The sequence below is a fragment of the Halorubrum californiense DSM 19288 genome (assembly GCF_000336875.1).
Classification (GTDB): Archaea; Halobacteriota; Halobacteria; order Halobacteriales; family Haloferacaceae; genus Halorubrum; species Halorubrum californiense.
Map to the genome: position 1 here is coordinate 1 of NZ_AOJK01000023.1, position 18,776 is coordinate 18,776.

Annotated in this window: 21 protein-coding genes and 1 tRNA gene; 12 read left to right on the top strand and 10 right to left on the bottom strand. The window is 71.4% G+C overall.

Annotated features, from left to right (window positions below):
- The first annotated feature begins 406 nt into the window (after positions 1 to 406).
- Positions 407 to 1,027, top strand: a complete 621-nt coding sequence (locus C463_RS04560) for a PadR family transcriptional regulator (RefSeq protein ID WP_008441483.1) — start codon at positions 407 to 409, stop codon at positions 1,025 to 1,027.
- Between the two features lie 48 nt (positions 1,028 to 1,075).
- On the opposite strand, the gene C463_RS04565 is transcribed toward C463_RS04560, so the two are convergent.
- A complete protein-coding gene (locus tag C463_RS04565; protein ID WP_008441487.1) occupies positions 1,076 to 1,909 on the bottom strand; it encodes an SDR family NAD(P)-dependent oxidoreductase in 834 nt (277 codons plus the stop codon).
- A 143-nt stretch (positions 1,910 to 2,052) separates the two neighbouring features.
- Here C463_RS04565 and C463_RS04570 point away from each other — a divergent pair, with 143 nt between their 5' ends.
- The 4 genes from C463_RS04570 to C463_RS04585 all read left to right on the top strand — a co-directional run bounded on the left by C463_RS04570 (position 2,053) and on the right by C463_RS04585 (position 5,169).
- Positions 2,053 to 2,274, top strand: a complete 222-nt coding sequence (locus C463_RS04570; protein WP_008441489.1) for a hypothetical protein — start codon at positions 2,053 to 2,055, stop codon at positions 2,272 to 2,274.
- Positions 2,275 to 2,483: 209 nt separating this feature from the next.
- Complete coding sequence (locus C463_RS04575; RefSeq protein ID WP_008441490.1) at positions 2,484 to 3,509, top strand: ABC transporter substrate-binding protein; 1,026 nt, start codon at positions 2,484 to 2,486, stop codon at positions 3,507 to 3,509.
- On the top strand, positions 3,509 to 4,312 hold the full coding sequence (locus C463_RS04580; RefSeq protein ID WP_008441491.1) for an ABC transporter permease: 804 nt from the start codon (positions 3,509 to 3,511) through the stop codon (positions 4,310 to 4,312). Before C463_RS04575 ends, C463_RS04580 begins: the two co-directional genes overlap by 1 nt.
- Positions 4,300 to 5,169: an ABC transporter ATP-binding protein gene (locus tag C463_RS04585; RefSeq protein ID WP_008441492.1), complete on the top strand. Its 870-nt coding sequence runs from the start codon at positions 4,300 to 4,302 to the stop codon at positions 5,167 to 5,169. Before C463_RS04580 ends, C463_RS04585 begins: the two co-directional genes overlap by 13 nt.
- A 44-nt stretch (positions 5,170 to 5,213) precedes the next feature.
- Here C463_RS04585 and C463_RS04590 read toward each other — a convergent pair whose 3' ends face one another.
- Together C463_RS04590 and C463_RS04595 are read right to left on the bottom strand one after the other, a co-directional pair.
- Positions 5,214 to 5,420, bottom strand: coding sequence for a hypothetical protein (locus tag C463_RS04590; protein WP_008441493.1), 207 nt, complete (start codon positions 5,418 to 5,420; stop codon positions 5,214 to 5,216).
- 71 nt (positions 5,421 to 5,491) lie between these two features.
- On the bottom strand, positions 5,492 to 5,716 hold the full coding sequence (locus C463_RS04595; protein ID WP_008441494.1) for a hypothetical protein: 225 nt from the start codon (positions 5,714 to 5,716) through the stop codon (positions 5,492 to 5,494).
- A 156-nt stretch (positions 5,717 to 5,872) separates the two neighbouring features.
- Between C463_RS04595 and C463_RS04600 the strand changes: the two genes are divergently transcribed.
- Together C463_RS04600 and C463_RS04605 are read left to right on the top strand one after the other, a co-directional pair.
- Positions 5,873 to 7,024: a BMP family lipoprotein gene (locus tag C463_RS04600; RefSeq protein WP_049905529.1), complete on the top strand. Its 1,152-nt coding sequence runs from the start codon at positions 5,873 to 5,875 to the stop codon at positions 7,022 to 7,024.
- Positions 7,024 to 9,450: a methyl-accepting chemotaxis protein gene (locus C463_RS04605; RefSeq protein ID WP_008441496.1), complete on the top strand. Its 2,427-nt coding sequence runs from the start codon at positions 7,024 to 7,026 to the stop codon at positions 9,448 to 9,450. Before C463_RS04600 ends, C463_RS04605 begins: the two co-directional genes overlap by 1 nt.
- 33 nt (positions 9,451 to 9,483) lie before the next feature.
- Here the strand turns inward: C463_RS04605 and deoC are convergent, their stop codons facing one another.
- Both deoC and C463_RS04615 read right to left on the bottom strand, forming a co-directional pair.
- On the bottom strand, positions 9,484 to 10,131 hold the full coding sequence (deoC, locus tag C463_RS04610; RefSeq protein ID WP_008441497.1) for a deoxyribose-phosphate aldolase: 648 nt from the start codon (positions 10,129 to 10,131) through the stop codon (positions 9,484 to 9,486).
- 118 nt (positions 10,132 to 10,249) lie between these two features.
- Complete coding sequence (locus tag C463_RS04615) at positions 10,250 to 10,612, bottom strand: Hsp20/alpha crystallin family protein (RefSeq protein WP_008441498.1); 363 nt, start codon at positions 10,610 to 10,612, stop codon at positions 10,250 to 10,252.
- Positions 10,613 to 10,858: 246 nt separating this feature from the next.
- Between C463_RS04615 and C463_RS04620 the strand changes: the two genes are divergently transcribed.
- Positions 10,859 to 12,199 (top strand): aminotransferase class III-fold pyridoxal phosphate-dependent enzyme, encoded by a 1,341-nt coding sequence (locus tag C463_RS04620; RefSeq protein WP_008441510.1) that lies wholly within the window; start codon positions 10,859 to 10,861, stop codon positions 12,197 to 12,199.
- Positions 12,200 to 12,229: 30 nt separating this feature from the next.
- On the opposite strand, the gene C463_RS04625 is transcribed toward C463_RS04620, so the two are convergent.
- Positions 12,230 to 12,868 carry a non-canonical purine NTP pyrophosphatase gene (locus C463_RS04625; RefSeq protein ID WP_049905533.1) on the bottom strand — a complete coding sequence of 213 codons (639 nt, stop codon included), beginning with the start codon at positions 12,866 to 12,868 and terminating at the stop codon, positions 12,230 to 12,232.
- 102 nt (positions 12,869 to 12,970) lie between these two features.
- Between C463_RS04625 and C463_RS04630 the strand changes: the two genes are divergently transcribed.
- Positions 12,971 to 13,378 carry an SHOCT domain-containing protein gene (locus tag C463_RS04630; RefSeq protein ID WP_008441512.1) on the top strand — a complete coding sequence of 136 codons (408 nt, stop codon included), beginning with the start codon at positions 12,971 to 12,973 and terminating at the stop codon, positions 13,376 to 13,378.
- Positions 13,379 to 13,391: 13 nt separating this feature from the next.
- Here C463_RS04630 and C463_RS04635 read toward each other — a convergent pair whose 3' ends face one another.
- Positions 13,392 to 14,435, bottom strand: coding sequence for a zinc-dependent metalloprotease (locus tag C463_RS04635; RefSeq protein ID WP_008441513.1), 1,044 nt, complete (start codon positions 14,433 to 14,435; stop codon positions 13,392 to 13,394).
- Positions 14,436 to 14,541: 106 nt separating this feature from the next.
- Between C463_RS04635 and C463_RS04640 the strand changes: the two genes are divergently transcribed.
- A complete protein-coding gene (locus C463_RS04640) occupies positions 14,542 to 15,618 on the top strand; it encodes a M20/M25/M40 family metallo-hydrolase (RefSeq protein WP_008441514.1) in 1,077 nt (358 codons plus the stop codon).
- A gap of 138 nt (positions 15,619 to 15,756) precedes the next feature.
- Positions 15,757 to 15,831, top strand: a tRNA-Glu gene (locus C463_RS04645).
- Between the two features lie 74 nt (positions 15,832 to 15,905).
- Here the strand turns inward: C463_RS04645 and C463_RS04650 are convergent.
- Positions 15,906 to 17,297 carry a YncE family protein gene (locus C463_RS04650; protein ID WP_008441515.1) on the bottom strand — a complete coding sequence of 464 codons (1,392 nt, stop codon included), beginning with the start codon at positions 17,295 to 17,297 and terminating at the stop codon, positions 15,906 to 15,908.
- 89 nt (positions 17,298 to 17,386) lie between these two features.
- Positions 17,387 to 17,815, bottom strand: a complete 429-nt coding sequence (locus C463_RS04655) for a desampylase (protein WP_008441516.1) — start codon at positions 17,813 to 17,815, stop codon at positions 17,387 to 17,389.
- A gap of 120 nt (positions 17,816 to 17,935) precedes the next feature.
- Here C463_RS04655 and C463_RS04660 point away from each other — a divergent pair, with 120 nt between their 5' ends.
- Positions 17,936 to 18,400 (top strand): DUF302 domain-containing protein, encoded by a 465-nt coding sequence (locus C463_RS04660; protein ID WP_008441517.1) that lies wholly within the window; start codon positions 17,936 to 17,938, stop codon positions 18,398 to 18,400.
- A gap of 32 nt (positions 18,401 to 18,432) precedes the next feature.
- Here the strand turns inward: C463_RS04660 and C463_RS04665 are convergent, their stop codons facing one another.
- Positions 18,433 to 18,663, bottom strand: coding sequence for a hypothetical protein (locus C463_RS04665; RefSeq protein WP_008441518.1), 231 nt, complete (start codon positions 18,661 to 18,663; stop codon positions 18,433 to 18,435).
- Between the last annotated feature and the right edge of the window lie 113 nt (positions 18,664 to 18,776).

An 18,776-nucleotide genomic window follows, 5' to 3' on the forward strand; every position in this document is an offset into this window, starting at 1 on the left:
GCTGAGGTGACGGACGATCTCTTTACGGCGATCCCCAGACATAGCTACACATCAAACTCTACCTTCATAACTTCTACTAGGCACTATGCTCTCGTGAACCCCTCCGCCCGCCTCGCGACTGCCCCTTCGAGTCCCACCCCGCACAGCACCGCCCCGCGCCTCACGCCCCCCAGCCTCGTCGCTGGCACCCTCCGCTTCGCTTCGGGGCCAGCGACTCCAGCGAGGGACCGAAGGTCCCTCTGGCAGCCGGCGCGTAGCGCCGGCGACCTCGCGGTCCTGTCTCGCGGCGCTCCGCGCCGCTCGCAGGCACGCGCCATCCGCACCGACTGTGCTGTCGATCGCACCGACCGCGACCCTCATCGCCGTGACCGAAACCCTTTCGACGCGACCCTGAGATGCGGAAACGATGCGGAAAAGCGGCCCGCCCAAAGGACTGATCTCGTATCTCGTGTTGGAGCTGCTCGACGAGCGTCCCCGGTACGGCTACGAGCTGCTCGGCGAGATCACGGAGATCAGCGGCGGCCACTGGGAGCCCTCCTACGGCTCCGTCTACCCGATCCTCTACAAGTTCGAGGAGGAGGGCGTCGCCGAGCGCGTCGAACGCGACGACGAGCCGGACCGGAAGTACTTCGCGCTCACCGACCCCGGCCGCGAGGAACTCGCCGAGAAGCGCCGCGAAATCGGCGGAGAGGCGCGAGACTTCGGCGACGTCGTCCTCGGCTTCTACCACCTGTACGCCGCGCTCGCGACCGACGACCGCTTCGAAGTGGACGACGCCGAGGCCGACTGGGGGTACTCGGAGCGGTACAGCGCGTGGATCGTCGAACAGATGATCCGCCACCACGAGCGCGACTTCGGCGAGTTCGAGCGGATCGACGCTTCCCCCGAGGAGTTCTACGCCCGGACGGACGAAACGGACGGACCCGAGGCGGACGGGCTCGAGGCGAACGGGACCGAACCGGACTCGTCCGACGCGGAGGTGCGGGACGACGCGGAGGAGTCCTCGTCCGGCGCCGCCGACGACTGACGCGCGACGCGCCCTCCTCGCCGGCGCCGCCGCCGACTGACGCGCGACTCACCGGTGGAGCAGCCGCCACAGGATCCCACCGGGGAGCCCCGCCCGGACGAGTCGGTCGTACAGCCGGTCCGGAAGGACGCGCGCGAGCCGCGGGAGCCACCGCGCCCGGCGGCTCACGCGGTAGCGCGTCCGCGGTCGATCGGCGGTCGTCGCGGTCGCCACGCGCTCGAAGACCGTCTCGACGTCGGTCGCGGCCGGCGAGTACCCCTCGAACGCGCGGTAGGCGTCGGCGTAGGGCCCCTCACCGCTCGCGCGTTCGCCGCTCGCTCCCTCCTCGTTCGCCTCCGCGACCGCCGCGGCGGCCCGCTCGTTGAACCCGGTCGGAACCGGTCCGGGTTCGACCAGCGCCACGTCGACTCCGCGCGGCGCGACCTCGCGGCGGAGCGCGTCGACGTAGCCGTCGAGCCCCGCCTTCGCGGCGCTGTACGCGCCGTGGTACGGCAGCGCCACCGACCCGACCATCGAGCCGACGATCACGACCCGGCCGCCGCGCTCGCGCAGCGTCGGGAGCGCCGCGGAGACGGTCGTGTGGACCGCGGTCAGGTTCGTCTCCAACTGCCGCCGGAACGCCGCCGCCGAGGTGTCCTCGACCGCCGTGATCTCGTAGCCCCCGACGCAGGAGACCACCGCGTCGAGCGGCCGGTCCGCGAGCAGGTCGCGGACGGCCGCCTCGTCTCGGAGGTCCACGACCGCGGTCTCGACCGCGTCTGGGAGGGCCGAGAGCCCCGCCGCGTCGCGGTCGACCCCGAGGACGTCGTGACCGGCGGCCGCGAGCGAGCGCGCGACGCCTCCGCCGATCCCGCCCGCCGCCCCCGTCACGAGAACGTGCATGCCCGGCAGTTGGCCACGGGGTCAATAGACGGTGGCGGTTCGGCGCGTCGGAAGAGGATGGACTGAACCCCGCCCCGTCGGAGTCGATCGGTCCCGGGCGGACCCCCGAAGGCATTTATCCGACACGGGCGATCGTTCGGGCAATGTCCACCGACGAGCCGTCCGTCCCGATCGTCTGCGACGAGTGCGAGACGGAGACCCGCGTGCCGCTCGACGACCTCGCGGACGCGCTCGAGATACACAACGCCCAGAAGCACGACGGCGAGGCGGTCGCGGAGGTCGACCCGGCGATCAAAGACCGCCTCGCCGACCTCGTCGCCGAAGATCTCGGACTCTTCGACGAGGACGTGACGGAGCAGCCGTGACCCCGCGGTCGTGATCGCCCGCCGGAACGACTCGGCGGACCGCGGCAGCAATATTTGCGTCATTCGGTGACGAATCTCGATTCGGTTATCCGTCCTAGAAACGCTCTGAACCGCTAAATCGAGTGATCCGGGTTCTCGGCTGCGTCACCGGAACACGCTTCGGTTGCTGGTGGCGCGAGGGTGTTGCCCGCGGGACCGCTTTGACCGGTATGTACGAACCAACGCGGACAGCGTCGCGGCGGTCGTTCCTCGCCGCGGCCGGCGGAACTGCGACGGTCGGACTCGCGGGCTGTATGGGCGGCTCCGACGGCGGCCTCGACGAACTGACGGTCGCGCATATGCCGATCTACCCCGACCTCCAGTGGTACGTGATGGAGGGCGAGGGGTACTTCTCCGAGATCGACGCCGAGGTCACCGGCCAGGAGTTCGGCAACGGCCCCGACATCGTCCAGGCGCTCGGCGGCAGCGACATCGACGTCGCGATGTTCGGGATCGTCCCCGCGATGATCGCGATCGACCGCGGCATCGCCGCGCAGGTGACCGCCGCCAACATCCGGGAGCCGATGGGGATCATGGCCGAGTCCTCGTTCCACGAGACGTTCGAGCAGGAGGGCGCCGACGCGTTCGCGACGTGGGCCGAAGCGCGGGGCGAGCCGTTCACCTTCGGCACGTTCCCGCAGGGGAGCGTCCCCGACGTGCTGCTCCGCTACTGGCTCCGCGACGTGGGCGTCGACCCCGCCGCGAACGACAGCGTGGAGATCCTCGAGATCAGCGGCGCGAGCTCGGTCTGGCAGGCGATCGCCAACGACGAGATCGACGGCACCTCGATCATGGAGCCGGTGCCGACGATCGCCCAGGCGGAGGAGTCATCGGTGACGATGCTGCGGACCGCGGCCGACGTCCTCCCCGGCCAGCCCGCCGCGGTCACCCTGATGAGCGATGAGGTCCGGGACTCCCCGCTCGCCGCGCAGTTCCTCGAACAGCACGTCCGGGCCACCGAGTTCATCGACGCGAACCCCGACGCGACCGCGGGCCACGTCGAGGAGGGGATCGGGATGCCGGCCGACCGGGCGCGGAAGGCGCTCGACTCGCCGCTGTCGAACTTCATCACCGACCCCAACGAGATCACGGAGGCGACGCAGGTGTTCTCCGAGTTCGCGACCGGGAACGGCCAGATCGACGAGCAGCTCTCGACCGACGCGATATTCGACCTCGGGGTGTACGACTCGCTCTGATGGCGACCGAAACCGGACCGGGAGTCGGCGGCGACGGGGGGGTCGCGAGCGTCGGCCTCGGCGACCGCCGTCGCCTGCGTCGCGGGGCGGCCGGCGTCGCGGCGTTCCTCCTCGTCTGGCACGCCGTCTCGCTCACGCAGGACCCGTTCGTCCTCCCCTCGCCGATCGCCGTCGGCGAGGCGTTCGCCGGCGAGCTCGCGTCGGGCGACATGACCGCGGCGCTCTCGCAGAGCGTCCGCCACTGGATCCCGGGAACCGTCGTCGGGACCGGACTCGGCGTCGCGGCCGGGGTCGCGTTCGCTTGGAGCCGGCTGCTGGACGACCTGACCGCGCCGCTCGTCCGGACTCTGCGCCCCGTCCCGCCGCTCGCACTGATCGGCTTCGCGATCGCGTGGTTCGGGATCAACGACGCCGGCGCGGCGTTCATCATCGCCGTCGGCGCGTTCTGGATCAACTTCTACGCGGCGTACGGCGCGGTCGAGGGGGTCTCCGAGGACCTCCTCGACGTGGGCCGGACCCTCGGAGTCCGCGGCGACCTCGACGCCGTCCGGTCGATCGTGTTGCCGGCCTCGATGCCGGGAATCATGACCGGGATCCGGACCGGACTGGGACGGTGTTGGATGCTCGTCGTCGCCTCGGAGATCTTCGGCGTCCCCGGGGTCGGCCGCGAGATCATCCGCGCCAGCAACAACCTGCGCGTCGACCGGTCGATCGCGTACATCCTCGTGTTGAGCCTGATGTTCCTGCTCGTCGACGTCGCGTTCCGCGCGGTCGAACGGAGGGTGTTGGCGTGGCGGGCGTGAACGACGACGGGGCCACCGGCGACGACGAGACTGCGGACGACGACGGGACTGCGGGCGACGACGGGATCGCCGGTGAGTCCGACGCGACCCGCCCTCCCGCCGCGGCGAGCGTCGCCCTCGACGGCGTCGGGAAGACGTACGCGGCCGACGGCGACGGCGACCCGGTGCGCGCGCTCGACGACGTGTCCTTCTCGGTCGCGGACGGCGAGTTCGTCTGTCTCGTCGGCCCGTCCGGCTGCGGGAAGACGACGCTGTTCCGGGTCGTGGCCGGGCTGACCGAGGCGACCGACGGCCGGGTCCTGCTCGACGGCACCGAGGTCACGGCCCCGACGACGGACATGGGCGTCGTGTTCCAGGAGTACCACCTGTTCCCGTGGCTGACCGTCGAGGAGAACGTCGGGTTCGGGCTCGAACGGAGCGACCGGCCGGCCGCCGAATGCGACCGGCGAGTCGACGAGATGCTGGACCTCGTCGGGCTGGCGGAGTTCCGGGACGCCTACCCGAAGTCGCTATCGGGCGGGATGAAACAGCGGGTCGCGATCGCGCGGGCGCTCGCGGTCGACCCGGACCTGCTGCTGATGGACGAGCCGTTCGGCGCGGTGGACGCGCAGACCCGCGAGATGCTCCAGCGGGAGCTGCTCGACGTGTGGGCCTCGACGGGCAAGACGGTCCTCTTCGTCACGCACGACGTGGCGGAGGCAGTGACGCTCGCCGACCGGATCGTGGTGATGGCCGCGGAGCCCGGGCGAGTCCGGGAGGTCGTCGACGTCGACGTCGAGCGCCCGCGCGAGCGCGGCGACGCCGCCTTCGCGGAGTACGTGGGTCGCGTCAGGGAGCTGATCGGCGCGCACCCGTAGCCGGGCGCCTCCCGCTTCGCGTCCGGCTCCTCACGGGCTCGCTCTCACGCGTCAGGATCCTCGTCGTCGGAACGGTCGTCGGAGTCCGCCGCGGCGGACTCCTCGACGCTCGCCGACAGCTCGTCGACGTGGGTACGGAGCGTCGCCAGCGTCGCGTCCGCGTCGGCGTACCCCTGATCGTAGCTGTCGAGCGCGCTCTCGGCTCGGTCGAGGAAGCGCTCCACCGCCGCGTCGCTCGGGTCGTCGGGCATACGAATCCGTCCGCCCGCGAGCGGCTTATGTCTCCCGGCGGTGCGGTCGGTCGGCGGCGGCTCGCGCCCGCTCAGCGCCGGCGGAGCGCGTACGTCGTGTAGCCGACGGCGGCGACGAGCGCGGCGGAGAGCAGGGTGCCGAAGACGGCGGGCGACGCGGTGACGTAGTCGCCGAACGGGTCGGTCAGCGCGAACACGGCGAGGATGAGCGCGACGGAGATGGCGATTCCGACGGCGCCGAACGCCTTGAACGCCGCGTCGAGGTCGAACCGAGACGATCCCTGTTGGTGGCTCATACCCCCGTCTACGAGCTCTGCGTATAAATCCGGGCAGTGGGATTCCCAGAGTCGTGGAACGGCGCGACCGTGTGTGGGGCTCTGTCGCACTATTTACTATTAGTAGTGATAATTTCTCCGTAGGGGTTTTGCCACGCTCTCGCCGAACCCAGATCGATGACCAAAGATAGTCGTGTTACGCCCTCACGACGCCGGTTCGCCGTCGCCCTCGGCTCGGGCACGGCGGCCGCCGTCGCGGGGTGTCTGGGAACGGATCCGAGCGGGACGGCGGCGATGGACGCCGGCGACGACGAGGCGGCCGACGACGAGACCGGCGCGATCAGTAACGCGGACGACGCCAGCGCGACGGTCGGGATGATCTACGCGCTCGGCGGCCTCGACGACCGGTCGTTCAACGACGCGGCGAACAGGGGCATCCAGCGCGCTCGCCTCGATTACGACGTGGCGTTCGCGAACGAGGAGCCGACCTCGGTTCCGGACTTCGAGGCCACACAGGCCGCCCTCTCGGCGTCGAGCGACCCCGCGTACGACCTGATCTGCTGTATCGGGTTCCTCCAGGCGGACGGGCTCTCGACCGTCGCGGGCGAGCACCCCGACCAGCAGTACGCCATCGTCGACTCCGCCGTCGACAGCGACAACGTGGCGAGCTACGTGTTCCGCGGGCAGGAGGGGTCGTTCCAGGCCGGCCACCTCGCCGGGCTGGTCACCGACCGCGACCTGTCCGTCGGCGCCGGGGCGACCGTCCCCGACGAGCGGACCGTCGGCTACGTCGGTGGCGTCGACTCGCCGCTCGTCCGCAAGCTCGAGGCCGGCTACCGCGCCGGCGTCGCCCACGCGACCGCCGACGTCTCGGTGCTGTCCACCTACCTCGGCGCGTTCGACGACCCCGAGGGCGGGTACGCCGCCGCCGCGGAGATGTTCGAACAGGGGGCCGACGTGGTGTACCACGCGGCCGGCGGGAGCGGGCTCGGCGTGTTCCAGGCGGCTCAGGAGTACGGCCGGTACGCGATCGGCGTCGACTCCGACCAGTCGCGCAGCAACCCGCGGTACGCGGACGTGATCCTGGCCTCGATGGTGAAGCGGGTCGGCACCGCGGTGTACGACGCCGTCGAAGACACGATCGACGACGACCTCGACACCGGCTCCACGACGGCCCTCGGGCTCGCCGAGGACGGCGTCGCGCTCGTCTACGGCACGTCGCTCGGCCCGGTGATCCCCGACGACGTGCGCGCCGCGCTCGACGAGTCCGGTGAGCGGATCATCGACGGCGACCTGTCGGTCCCCACGGACCCGGAGGCGGTGAACTGATGGCCCCCGACTCGTTCCAGCGCCTGGTGCGCGCCGTCGGGCGGCTCCTCCCGAACGCGGTGCGCCGCCGCTACGCCGCGAAGTTCGCGCTGGCGTTCCTCGTGGTCGCGGCCGTCGTCGTCGCCGGGGGCGCGTTCACCTACCTCCAGACCGAACAGACCGTGGAGTCGGACGCGACGACGCAGCTGGCGGAGACCGGCGGCCTCCAGGCCGACGCGATCGGCTCGTGGACCGAGCGGATGACCACGCAGACCCGGTCGATGTCGGCGGCCGACGCGCTCCGCTCCGACCGGCGCGCGCCGGCGTACGTGCTGTTGAAAGACCAGCTCCTCTCCGAGGACATCGTCAGCATCCACCTCGTCGACGCGAGCCAAGACCGGGTCGTCGCCAGCACGGAACGCCCCTTGGAGGGGCGCGCGCCGAGCGACCTCGACGCCCCGTGGAGCGACGCGGACGTCCCCGAGGGGGTCGGCGAGGACGACCGCGTCTGGCGGTCGGACCGCTCGTACCGGTCCCCCGTGCTCAACGACCGGCCGGTGATGGCGTTCGCCAGCTCGGTCCCCCGGGCCGACGGCCGGTACCTCGTCGTGGTCACCCGGATCCAGCCGCAGCTCGAACGCATCCAGAACAGCGACACCGGCGAGGAGACGATGATCCTCAACGCCGCCGGACAGACCGTCCTCGACATCGACGGCACGGTCGATGAGGCGGCACACGCCGGCGGGATCGAGATGATCCGCGAGGGCAACGCCACGACTACGACCCAGATCGGCGATGGGCAGGTCCACGCGTACGCCGCCGTCCCCGAGACCGACTGGGTGGCGGTCACGAGCGTCGACCAGTCGACGGCGTTCGCCGTCCGCAACGACGTGGGGAACTCCGTGCTGCTCCTCATCCTCCTCACGCTCGCGTCGCTGGGCGTCGTGGGCGCGGTGCTCGGCACCCGCACGGTGCTCCCCCTCTCGCGGCTCCGCAACCGCGCCGAGCGGATCGAGTCGGGCGACCTCGACGTCGACCTGTCGACCGGGCGGATCGACGAGATCGGTCGCCTGTTCACGAGCTTCGGCGAGATGCGGGACGCGCTCCGGAACCGGATCGCCGAGGCGGAGACCGCCGCCGACGAGGCCGAGGTGGCCCGCGAGGAGGCCGAGGCCGTCACCCGGGACATGGCGGCGCGCGCCGCCGACTACAGCGAGGTGATGGGCGCGGTCGCCGACGGCGACCTCACGCGCCGGATGGACCCGGACGCGGACCGCGAGGCGATGCGCGAGATCGCCGAAGAGTTCAACGACATGGTGGCCCAGCTGGAGCGGACCACCGCGCGGGTCGCCGCCTTCGCCGGCGAGGTCGACTCGGCGAGCGCGGACCTCGCGGCCGGTGCCGACGAGGTCGAGACCGCGAGCGGGACCGTCAGCGAGCAGATTCAGGAGATCGCGGACGGCGCGATCAGTCAGGACGAGCGGCTCGACGAGGTGAGCGACGAGATGAGCGACCTCTCCGCGAGCATCGAGGAGGTCGCCTCGTCCGCCGCGTCCGTCGCGGAGACCGCTCAGGCCGCCTCAGAGCGGGGCGAGACCGGCCGCGAGGCCGCCACGGAGGCGCTCGACGAGATGGACGCCATCGAGGCGCGCTCCGCGGCCGCGGTCGAGCAGATGGAGTCGCTCGACGACCGGATGGACGAGATCGACGAGGTGGTCGAGTTCATCACCGACGTGGCCGAGCAGACGAACATCCTCGCGCTCAACGCCTCGATCGAGGCCGCCCGGGCCGGCGAGGCCGGCGAGGGGTTCGCGGTCGTCGCGAACGAGGTGAAAGACCTCGCGGAGGAGACACAGGAGGCCGCCGCCGAGATCGAGTCGCAGATCGCGACGGTCCGCGACGAGACCGACGCGACCGTCGCGGACATCCGCGAGACGAACGAGCGGATCGACGAGGGGGCGGACACCGTCCGCGAGGCCTCGTCGTCGCTCGAAGCGGTCGTCGACGCCGTCGAGGAGACGAACCACGGCGTCCAGGAGATCAGCGAGGCGGCCGAGGACCAGGCCCGGTCGACCCAGCGCGCGGTCGAGGGCGTCGAGGACGTCGCCGAGGTGAGCGGGGAGGTCGCCGCCGGCTCCGAGCAGGTGTCCGCGGCCGCCGAGGAGCAGACCGCGACCGTCGCCACCATCGCGGAGAACGCCGACCGGCTCCGCGGGCAGGCCGAGTCGCTCTCCGAGTCGGTCTCGGCCTTCGAGGTCGACGTGGACCCCGAGGAGATCGAGGCCGCGGAGTCCGACGGCGTCGGTGCGGCCGAGGGCGACGAGGCGGTCGGCGGCAACGAGAGGACCGACATAGAAGGCGAGACCGCCGGCGACGCCGACGAGTCGCTCTCCGGTGACGGGCTCGCCGCCGACGGCGACGGGCGGTCCTCGTCGGCGGACGAGTAGCCTCCCTTTCTGGCTCTCCTCCGACGCGGGCGTCTACTCTTCGCTTCCCGGGTGTCCCTCGACGATGGCGACGCCGGACGACGCCCCGATCCGCACCGCGCCCGCGTCGAGCATGGCCGTCGCCTCGTCGTAGGAGCCGACGCCGCCGGAGGCCTTCACGGGCAGGTACTCGCTCATCAGCTCCACGTCGGGGACGGTCGCCCCGCCGTCGGCGAAGCCCGTCGACGTCTTCACCATCTCGGCGTCGGCGGCGACCGCGGCCTCGCACGCGCGGCGCTTCTCGGCGTCGTCGAGAAGGGCGGTCTCGATTATCACCTTCACCGGGACGGGCACGGCCGCGACGACGTCGGCGAGCTCGTCCGCGACCGCGCCGTCGTCGCCGGCCTTCAGCCGACCGACGTTGATCACGAGGTCGATCTCGTCCGCCCCGTCCTCCCACGCCGCGACCGCCTCGTCGCGCTTGACCGCGGGGTCGTGCTGCCCGTGGGGGAAGCCGACCACGGTGGCGATCGCCTCGGGCTCGGCGTCGTACTCGGCCGCCTCGGCGACGTAACACGGCGGGATGCACGCGTTCATCCCGTGGGTCGCGGCCTCGTCGAGGACGGTCCGCACGTCGTCCCAGGTCGTCTCCGGACCGAGGACGGTGTGGTCGATGCTGGCGGCGAACTCGTCGCGGTTCATGCGTCGTCCGTCGCGCGCGGAAGTAAAAGGCGTGCGGGGTCGACGCGACCGGCCCGGGGCCGGTCGGTCGTGACGGCGGTCCGGAGACCGCGGGGGTCTCAGACCGAGCGCGTCGGCGTCAGCTCTCGATCTCGATCTCCGTGCCGCTGACGGCGTTCTCGACCGTCACCGGAAGCCGGACGCTCAGGATGCCGTTCCGGTACGTGGCCTCGATGCCGTCCTCGTCGATCGCCTTCGGGAAGCGGAACCGTCGGTGGTACGTGCGCCGCGTTCCGCGGCTCTCGTCCTCGTGTTCGCCGGCGACGTTGAGCACGCCGTCGTTCCACGAGGCGGTGATCTCCGACGGGTCGAACCCCGGAAGCTCGACCGACAGGACGAACTCGCCGTCCTCCTCGTACAGTTCGTAGTCGTTACTACCGGATTCGAACAGTCTGCTCGGGAAGTCGAGTCCCTGCGTCCACGCGTTCGCTGGCTCGAGCATGGGCATTGCTGACCACCTCGAACTCATCTAAACATAGGGTTGCGATTCTATAAAAATCTGACGTATCTTGATGGTAGGTACCATACAACGATCGACGGCGTGTCCGAACCGATCTCAGCCGCCGCGCCGCCGCGCCGCCGAGCCCGGTCGGCGTGGCGGACGCCGTCGGGCGAACGACAGTTGGAGAATTCTCCAACGTTTTTGCGTCCGCCCCGGATTTATTTCGTCCGCGTGCCACCCCGACGCATGGATCGCGACACCGCCGTGCCTGCGGTCGACGACCTGCCGGGCGAACGCGCTCGCGAGTGGGTCGAGTACCACCACGAGTCGGCCGCGCCCAGCACCTACGTCTACGAGTTCGTCTGGGACCGCACCGCCCCCGCCGAGGGCCCGTTCTGTACCGACGTCGACGGCAACGTCCTCATGGACTTCACCAGCCACGTCGCCGCCGCGCCGCTCGGGTACAACAACCCGCTGATCATGGACCGGCTCGACGAGTTCGACCTCGTCGACCCGCTCAAGATCGCCGGGCAGGACTTCTACGCCGCCGGGGGCCCCTCGCCGGACGACGGGATCCCGGGTTCCTCGGGGCTCATGGACCGCCTGACCGACCTGACGAGCCACTACGACATGGACACCGTCTTCCTCTCGAACTCCGGCGCCGAGGCGGTCGAGAACGCAATCAAGATCGCCTACGACGCCTCCGACGGCGCCAAGTACGCGATCACCTTCGACGGCGCGTTCCACGGGCGGACGCTGGGCGCGCTCTCGCTCAACCGCTCGAAGTCCGTCTACCGCCGCAAATTCCCGGAGATCAGCGGCGTGACCGAGGTGCCGTTCTGCGACGACCGCACCTGCTCGCCGGAGACCTGTTCCTGCGGCTTCTTCGCCGACGGCGTCTCTCGGCTCCGGAAGAAGCTCGACCCGAAGCGCGGCAACGTCCACCCGGACGACGTGGCCTACCTGATCATGGAACCGATTCAGGGCGAGGGCGGCTACCGGTTCCCCTCGGAGGCGTTCACCGACGAGATCGCGGCGCTCGCCGACGAACACGACGTCACGCTGATAGCCGACGAGATCCAGACCGGCGTCGGGCGGACCGGCGAGATGTGGGGCTCCGACCACTACGCGTACGAGCCGGACGTGATCACGAGCGGGAAGGGGCTCCGCGTGGGCGCGACCGTCTCGCGAAGCGACGTGTTCCCCGAGGAGACCGGCCGCCTCTCCTCGACGTGGGGCGCCGGCGACCTGATCGCCTCGGCGCAGGGCGCGCTCACGCTCGACGCTATCGAGGAGGCGGACCTGATTGACAACGCCGTCGTCCGCGGCCGGCAGTTCAAGGAGACGATGCGCGACGCCGACCTCGACCCCGTCGCGGACGTCCGCGGGAAGGGGCTGCTGCTCGCCGTCGAGTTCGACACGACGGAGCGCCGAGACGCTGTCGTCGAGAACGCGTTCGACCGCGGTCTCCTCACGCTCGCGTGCGGCCACGAGGTCGTCCGGATTCTCCCGCCGCTCGACGTCACCGAACGCGAGATCGACCTCGGCTGCGACCTCCTCACCGACGCTATCGCGGCCGAGGCCTGAGTCCTCTCTCGACCTCGGAACCTCGCCCGCCTACCGGTCCGCGTACCACTCCGCGAACTTCTCCAGGGCCCGGCCGCGGTGCGACACCGCGTTCTTCCGGTCGGTGTCCATCTCCGCGAACGTCTCGCCGTCGTGTTCGAAGATCGGGTCGTAGCCGAACCCGCCGTCGCCCCGCGGCGCGACGATCCGGCCCGGCACGTACCCCTCGAACAGCTTGACCGGGAGCGGGTCCGCGTCGTCGTCGAGATTTTCTCCGCCTTCCGGTCCCGCCGCCGCGGCCGCGTCGCGGTCGCCCCGGTCGACCGGGTCGGGGCTCGCGGCGAACCCCTCGCCGTCGCAGTAGCCGAGGACGCACCGGAAGGCGGCGCGGCGGTCGTCGAGGTCGGCCGCGATGTCGTGGACGCGGTCGACACCGAGGGTGTCCTCGACGTACGAGGAGTACGGGCCCGGGAAGCCGTCGAGCCCCTCGACGAACAGCCCCGCGTCGTCGACGAGGACCGGCGCGTCCGCGTGGCGGTACGCTTCGCGGGCCCCCCGCGCCGCGATCGGACCGAGTTCGTCGGCCTGGACCTCCGCGTAGTCGAAGTCGAGCCGCTCCACCGAGCCGTCCGGGAGGTACCGCTCCGCCTCGCGCACCTTCCCCGGGTTCGTCGTCACGTACCTGAGCACGTGTCGCCGTGAGTACGCCCGCGAGGAATAGCCGTCGGTCGCGGCCGGGAACCGACCGACCGCGGCAGTACGTTTTTGTTGTCCCGACGACAGCATCCGCGTATGGCCCTCCCTACCTTCGAGAAGAAGCGACTCATCGGACTCATCGCGATCCTCTCGTTCGGCCTCACGTCGCTCCTCGCGGTCCTCCTCCCGTCCGTGCTGGGGCCGCTGATCCCCGCCACGTTCATCACCGGGTTCTTCATCCTGATCCCGCTGGTGTTGGTGCTCGACGAGGACTTCCCGCTCGTCGCGGCCGACGAGCCCGACCCGTCGACCGAGAGCGGTACGACCGCCGAACGACCGGTCGCAGCCCTGCGCGAGCGGTACGCGAGCGGCGAGATAGACGAGGCGGAGTTCGAGCGGAAGCTCGACCGCCTGCTGGCGACCGAGGACCTCGACGAGCGGTTCGACCGGGTCGACTCCGATCGCGACGAGCGGCGCCGCGAGCGCGACCTCGAACTGGAGTAGCCGGAAGTCGGTTTCAGGGATCGACGCGGCGGATCCACGCGTCCGGGTCGTCGATCTCCGCGGCGGTCGGCAGGTTCTCTGCGCGCTCCCAGACCGCCCGCGCGGCCTCGATGCCGCGCTCGTCGGCGACGTGCCGGAAGAAGGCGGCGCCGCGCTCGTACTGTCGGCGCTTGAGCCCCAGCCCGAGCAGGCGCTGCGCGAGCCGGCGGACGGGGCCGCCACCGCCGCGGCGATCGTCGAGCTTCGCCCTGAGGTCCGCGTACTCGCCGTCGAACGCGCGGTCCATCAGCACCTCGGCGTACCCCTCGACCGCCGTCATCGCGGTCTGAAGCTCCGCGAACGCGTCCGGATCGAGCCCGCGCCCGGTCATCCCCTCGACGCCGCCCGCGCCGCCCACCATCCCCTCGATTCCGCGCTCGACGCGGGATTCGAGGTACTCCGGCAGCCACGGGGCCGCGCCGAACTCGGCGGCGTGGGTCACCTCGTGGAACGCGATCCACCGGCGGAACCGGGGGTAGTCGACGTCGAGCGCGTTCGCGACCGCGACGATGTTCGGGTGGACGAAGTAGAGCCCGTGGTCGGCGTCCGGTTCGTCGGCGAGGAGGAGCGGGTCGTACTGGCCGAGGACGTTCCGCGCGAGGAAGCCCAGCGCGAACGCCATCGAGCCCGTGTTGGCGACCCGCGAGAGGTCCTGTGCGAACGCGGGACCGCGCCGCGCCGGCGTCGCGTCGAACGTCCCGTCCGGCCCGTCGAGGTCCGCCGCGGCCGCCTCGATCGGGTCCATCACGCGTCGGAAGGTGCCGACGCTCGCGTCGATCCAGTGATGGCGGTTCTGTACCTCGATGGTGTCGGGCACGTCGAACTCGATCCCTGCCACCTCTGCCAGCCGCGAACGCGCGTCGCGGACGTCGGCGGCGTACCCCGCGCGCTCCGCGTCGGAGAGCGCGATCGATCCGGGGTCCGTGGCGTCCTTCGCGGCCGCCGCGGCCCGGTCCCAGTCGACGACGCCCGGCCCCTCGGCCTCGGCGACGGTCCGGACGCTTCGGAGGATGTCCATGCGGATCGGACGGGCGGCCGACTCAAAGCGCTTGTGTCGCCCACTGTGTCGCGCGACCGCGGCCGACTCCGACGTTTTCTTGCCGGCCGCCCCACAGCCACGGAGCATGGACGACGAGCGCAGAGCGTTCCTCGACGACCTCCTCGCGACGCCGAGCCCCTCGGGCTTCGAGACGGCCGCCCAGCGCGTCTGGACCGACTACGTCCGCGCGTTCGCGGACCGGGTCGACACCGACGCGTACGGCAACGCCGTCGCGGTCCACGAGGGCGACCCCGACGCGCCGACGGTCGCCGTCACCGGCCACGCCGACGAGATCGGGTTCATCGTCCGCGACGTGCTCGACGACGGCTTCCTCCGGATCGGGCGGATCGGTGGCTCCGACCGCACCGTCTCGAAGGGCCAGCACGTCACGATCCACGCCGAGGAGCCGGTCCAGGGCGTGATCGGGCAGACGGCGATTCACCTCCGCGACGGGGGTGACGACGAGTACGAGGACGTCGCGGCCCAGTTCGTCGACATCGGCGCCGAGGACGCCGAGGAGGCCCGCGAACACGTCGAGGTGGGCGACCCGGTCACGTTCTCGACCGGGCTCCGCGACCTCGTCGGGGACCGGATCGCCGCCCGCGGCGTCGACAACCGGGCCGGCGCGTGGGCGGCCGCGGAGGGGCTCCGCCGCGCCGCCGCGGCCGACGTCGACGCCACCGTCTACGCGGTCTCGACCGTCCAAGAGGAGGTCGGGCTTCAGGGCGCGCGGATGGTCGGTGTCGACCTCGACGACGTCGACGCGTTCGTCGCGGTCGACGTCACCCACGCCACCGACAACCCGGATGTCGACCGCGAGCGGCGCGGCCCGGTCGAACTCGGCGCCGGCCCGGTGATCGGCCGCGGCAGCGCGAACCACCCGGTCCTCGTCGACCTCGCGCGCGACGCCGCCGACGAGGCCGACGTCGACGTCCAACTTCAGGCGGCCGGCACCCGCACCGGCACCGACGCGGACGCGTTCTACACGGTCCGCGGCGGCGTGCCGGCGCTCAACGTCTCGATCCCGAACCGGTACATGCACACCCCGGTCGAGGTGATCGACACCGACGACCTCGACGGCGTCGCCGACCTCTTCGCAGCGATCGGCGCTGCGGCGGGCAATTTCGACGCGGGTGAGGACCCGTTCGCGGTCGGCGTCTGACATCGCCCGACTGCCGGGTCAGCCCCTCCGTCGACCGATCCGGGGCCGCCCGTTACCGGCCCGCTCGGCACGACAAACCGGGGCACGGCGGCGTCGAAACGGAACTGTTTTACAATCTCCTTTCCTACCGTTGATTGCGCTCTGGTGGTGTAGTCCGGCCAATCATATCACCCTCTCACGGTGATGACCTGGGTTCGAATCCCAGCCGGAGCACTCCTCTTTCCGTTTCGCTCACTCCTCGCGTAGCACCCCGTCTCGGTCGACGGCGCGCGGCTCGCCCCTGACGATCAGCCGCAGTAGCAGTGGTCGTCCATACAGAACGTCGCCTCCATGTCGCCGAGCGGCAGCCCCAGCGAGGCGAGCGTGGCCCGGACGTCGCCGACGGCGCTCCCCGACGGCCTGACGGTTCCCGCCGCCGCTCCCGTCGGCGCCGCGCCGGCCTCGACGGTCGCGACCACCGACCGCGAGGCGTGTTCCACCACGGCGACGTGGTTCGCGTCTTGGACCGGCACGTACAGCTTCTCGCGGTCGGGTCCCCACGCGGCGGCGATGGCGCTCCCGCCGACGTCGATGGTCGTCTCGTACGCGAACGTCTCCAAGTCGATCACGCCGACGCCCTCGCTCGGGATGAGGAGGTACGCCGCCTCGCTGTCCGGGTCGACCTCGCTCGTGATCGGTGCGCCCGGCAGCCCGTCGTCGCGGGTGACCTTCGCCACCTCTTCGGGGCTTTCGGGGTCGGAAATGTCCCAGACGCTCTCGGAGCCCTCGCGCGGGACCGCGGGGTCGCTTCCGAGGGTCCCCTCGCCGTTCTCGACGAGGAGGTACCGCCCGTCGAACGTCGCGGTACACATGAACGGGAGGACGTTCCCGTCGGTGACCGGCTCCCCCGCGTCGACGCGCGCGACCGTCTCGAAGGGGTCGACGCGCACCACGCGGATCGCCTCGTCGGCGATGTCGGCGACGAAGCAGTACTCGCCCTCCGGTCCGAGCGTCGCGTCGCAGGGGCCGACGTAGCCGGTCCGCATCTCGCCGGTCACCTCCCCGAAGCTGTCGCTCTCGCGGTCGGCGTCGACGCGGAAGATCGCGTGGTCCTCCGGGTCGTCCGGGTCCGGATCGAGTCCGGTCGTACCGCCGGACGCGACCAGCAGGTGGTCGCCGTCCGGGGTCACGTTCGGGTAGTTCGGCCCGAAGCCCGTCTCGACGAACGCGAGCTCCGCCAGCGTTCCCTGGTCGAACGCGCGGACCCCGCCGGCGACGTTGAGCCACAGCACGTCGTACGCGCCGTCCGCTCCGGTCGAGTACTGGTTGGCCGGGAACGAGGCCGTGGTGTCGAGGAACGCGGTCGCGACCGCCTCGTCGCGCTCGGGGTCGATGACGCTCACCGTCCGGTTGCCGGTGTTGAACGCGAACACCGTTGGGAGCGCTTCGCCGCCCCCGCGTCCGTCGCCCGAACAGCCGGCGAGCGCCGCCGCGGCGCCGACCCCGCCCGACGCGCGGAGCAGCCGGCGGCGGTCGACGCCGCCGGCGAACGGGTTCTCCCGGTCCTCGTTCGCGAGCGCGGCCCCCTTCGACGAGCGGGGGTCGGCCTCGGCGGACCGGGGGCCGTCTCGCTCCGGGCCCGCGGCCGCCCCTTCTCCGCGAGTCCCGGCGCGTCGCCCGCGACAGCGATCGTCGGTCATGTGCCGTCCTCGGTCTCGTCGGATAAAGTCCCGCCGGCCGTCCCGACGTGGGGGCAACCGACGCGTCCGCGGACCGCGGTGACCGAGCCTCAGCGCTCGCTCCGCACCCCGACCGTCTCCCGCTCGAACCCCCCTTCGTCGCCGCGCCAACGCCACGAGCCGACGAACGGGTGGCCGTCCAGCGCGCAGATGACGTAGGAGTAGCCGGGCCACGTCGCCCGCTCGGCGTCCGTCTCGCTCGGGCGCGCCGGCCCCGCCGGGTGCGAGTGGTAGAAGCCGACCACGTCCCGGCCCTCGGCCTCGATCGCCTCGAACAGTTCGAGCTGCGCTTCCGGGTCGATCCGGTACCGGGTTTCGGGCGCGTCGGCGACGTTCTCGGCCCGGTGAGCGCGCGCGACGACGCTTGCCTCGTCGCCGTCGCGGCGAGCCCCGGCCAGCACGCCGCAGACCTCCTCGGCGCCGCCGGCGCGGGCGTGCCGGACCACGTCGTCGTAGGCCGCCCGAGCGAACTCGATCATACCCCGGCAACGGGCGGGCGTCGGATAAGTCCGTCTCGGCGGGGCGGCGGCGCGTTGGAGATAGCGGCAGGTGTTGAACGGCGAGACGGCTTTTTATCGGGTGGGGTGCGACGGGTTCGCATGAGCGACGCCGCACTCCCCGCGCCGACCGCCGACGAGGCGCTCCACACGACCGTCGACCTCCCCTTCGAGGACGCGGTGCCGTTCGTCCAGCTCGAACACGAGCTCGCCGACTTCGAGACGGTGCGCGTCACGCGGCTCGACGAGATGATCGAGGGAATGCTCGGCCACGACGACGTCGAGCGGACCGCCCTGATCGTCGTCTGTCACCCCGAAATCGCGTACGACGCGCTGCGGATCGACCCCACGCTCGCCGGAATGTTACCCTGTACCACCGTCGTGTACGAGCGCGCCGGGGACGACCGCGTCCACGTCCACCACGTCTCGGCGACGAAGGCGATCCGCGACCTCGGCTGCGCGTCGGCCGCCGACTGCGACGAGGACGCCGTTGAGGACCTCGTGGCGAAGACCGGCGAGCTGATGGCTATCGTCTGGGAGAACATCGAGACGCACGGGCGCGAGTAGTCGGCACCCTCGGCCGCCGTACCGCTGCGCGTTCACCGATTCAGCCGCCAGCGGATCACCGCGGCGGCGAGGAGGACGGTCCCGAAGGTGACGGCCCCGGAGATCAGCGCGCCGCGCACGCTCGACGCCCCGGTCGTGTACGCGCTCACCGACGCGGAGCCGCCGACCAGCACCGCCCCGCCCGCCAGCCCGCCGAATCCGATACAACAGAGGCTCAGCAGCCCCACGGCGGATAGCGACCCGAGGATGCCGTCGTCGCTCATCTGGTCACACCTCTTGCGTCCGACCGGGAATAGCTGCCGGGGTCTGGCGCGACGAGCGCGACACCGACCGGCGGGATGCGACCACCGACCGGCAGACGCCGCCCGGCCGCGCC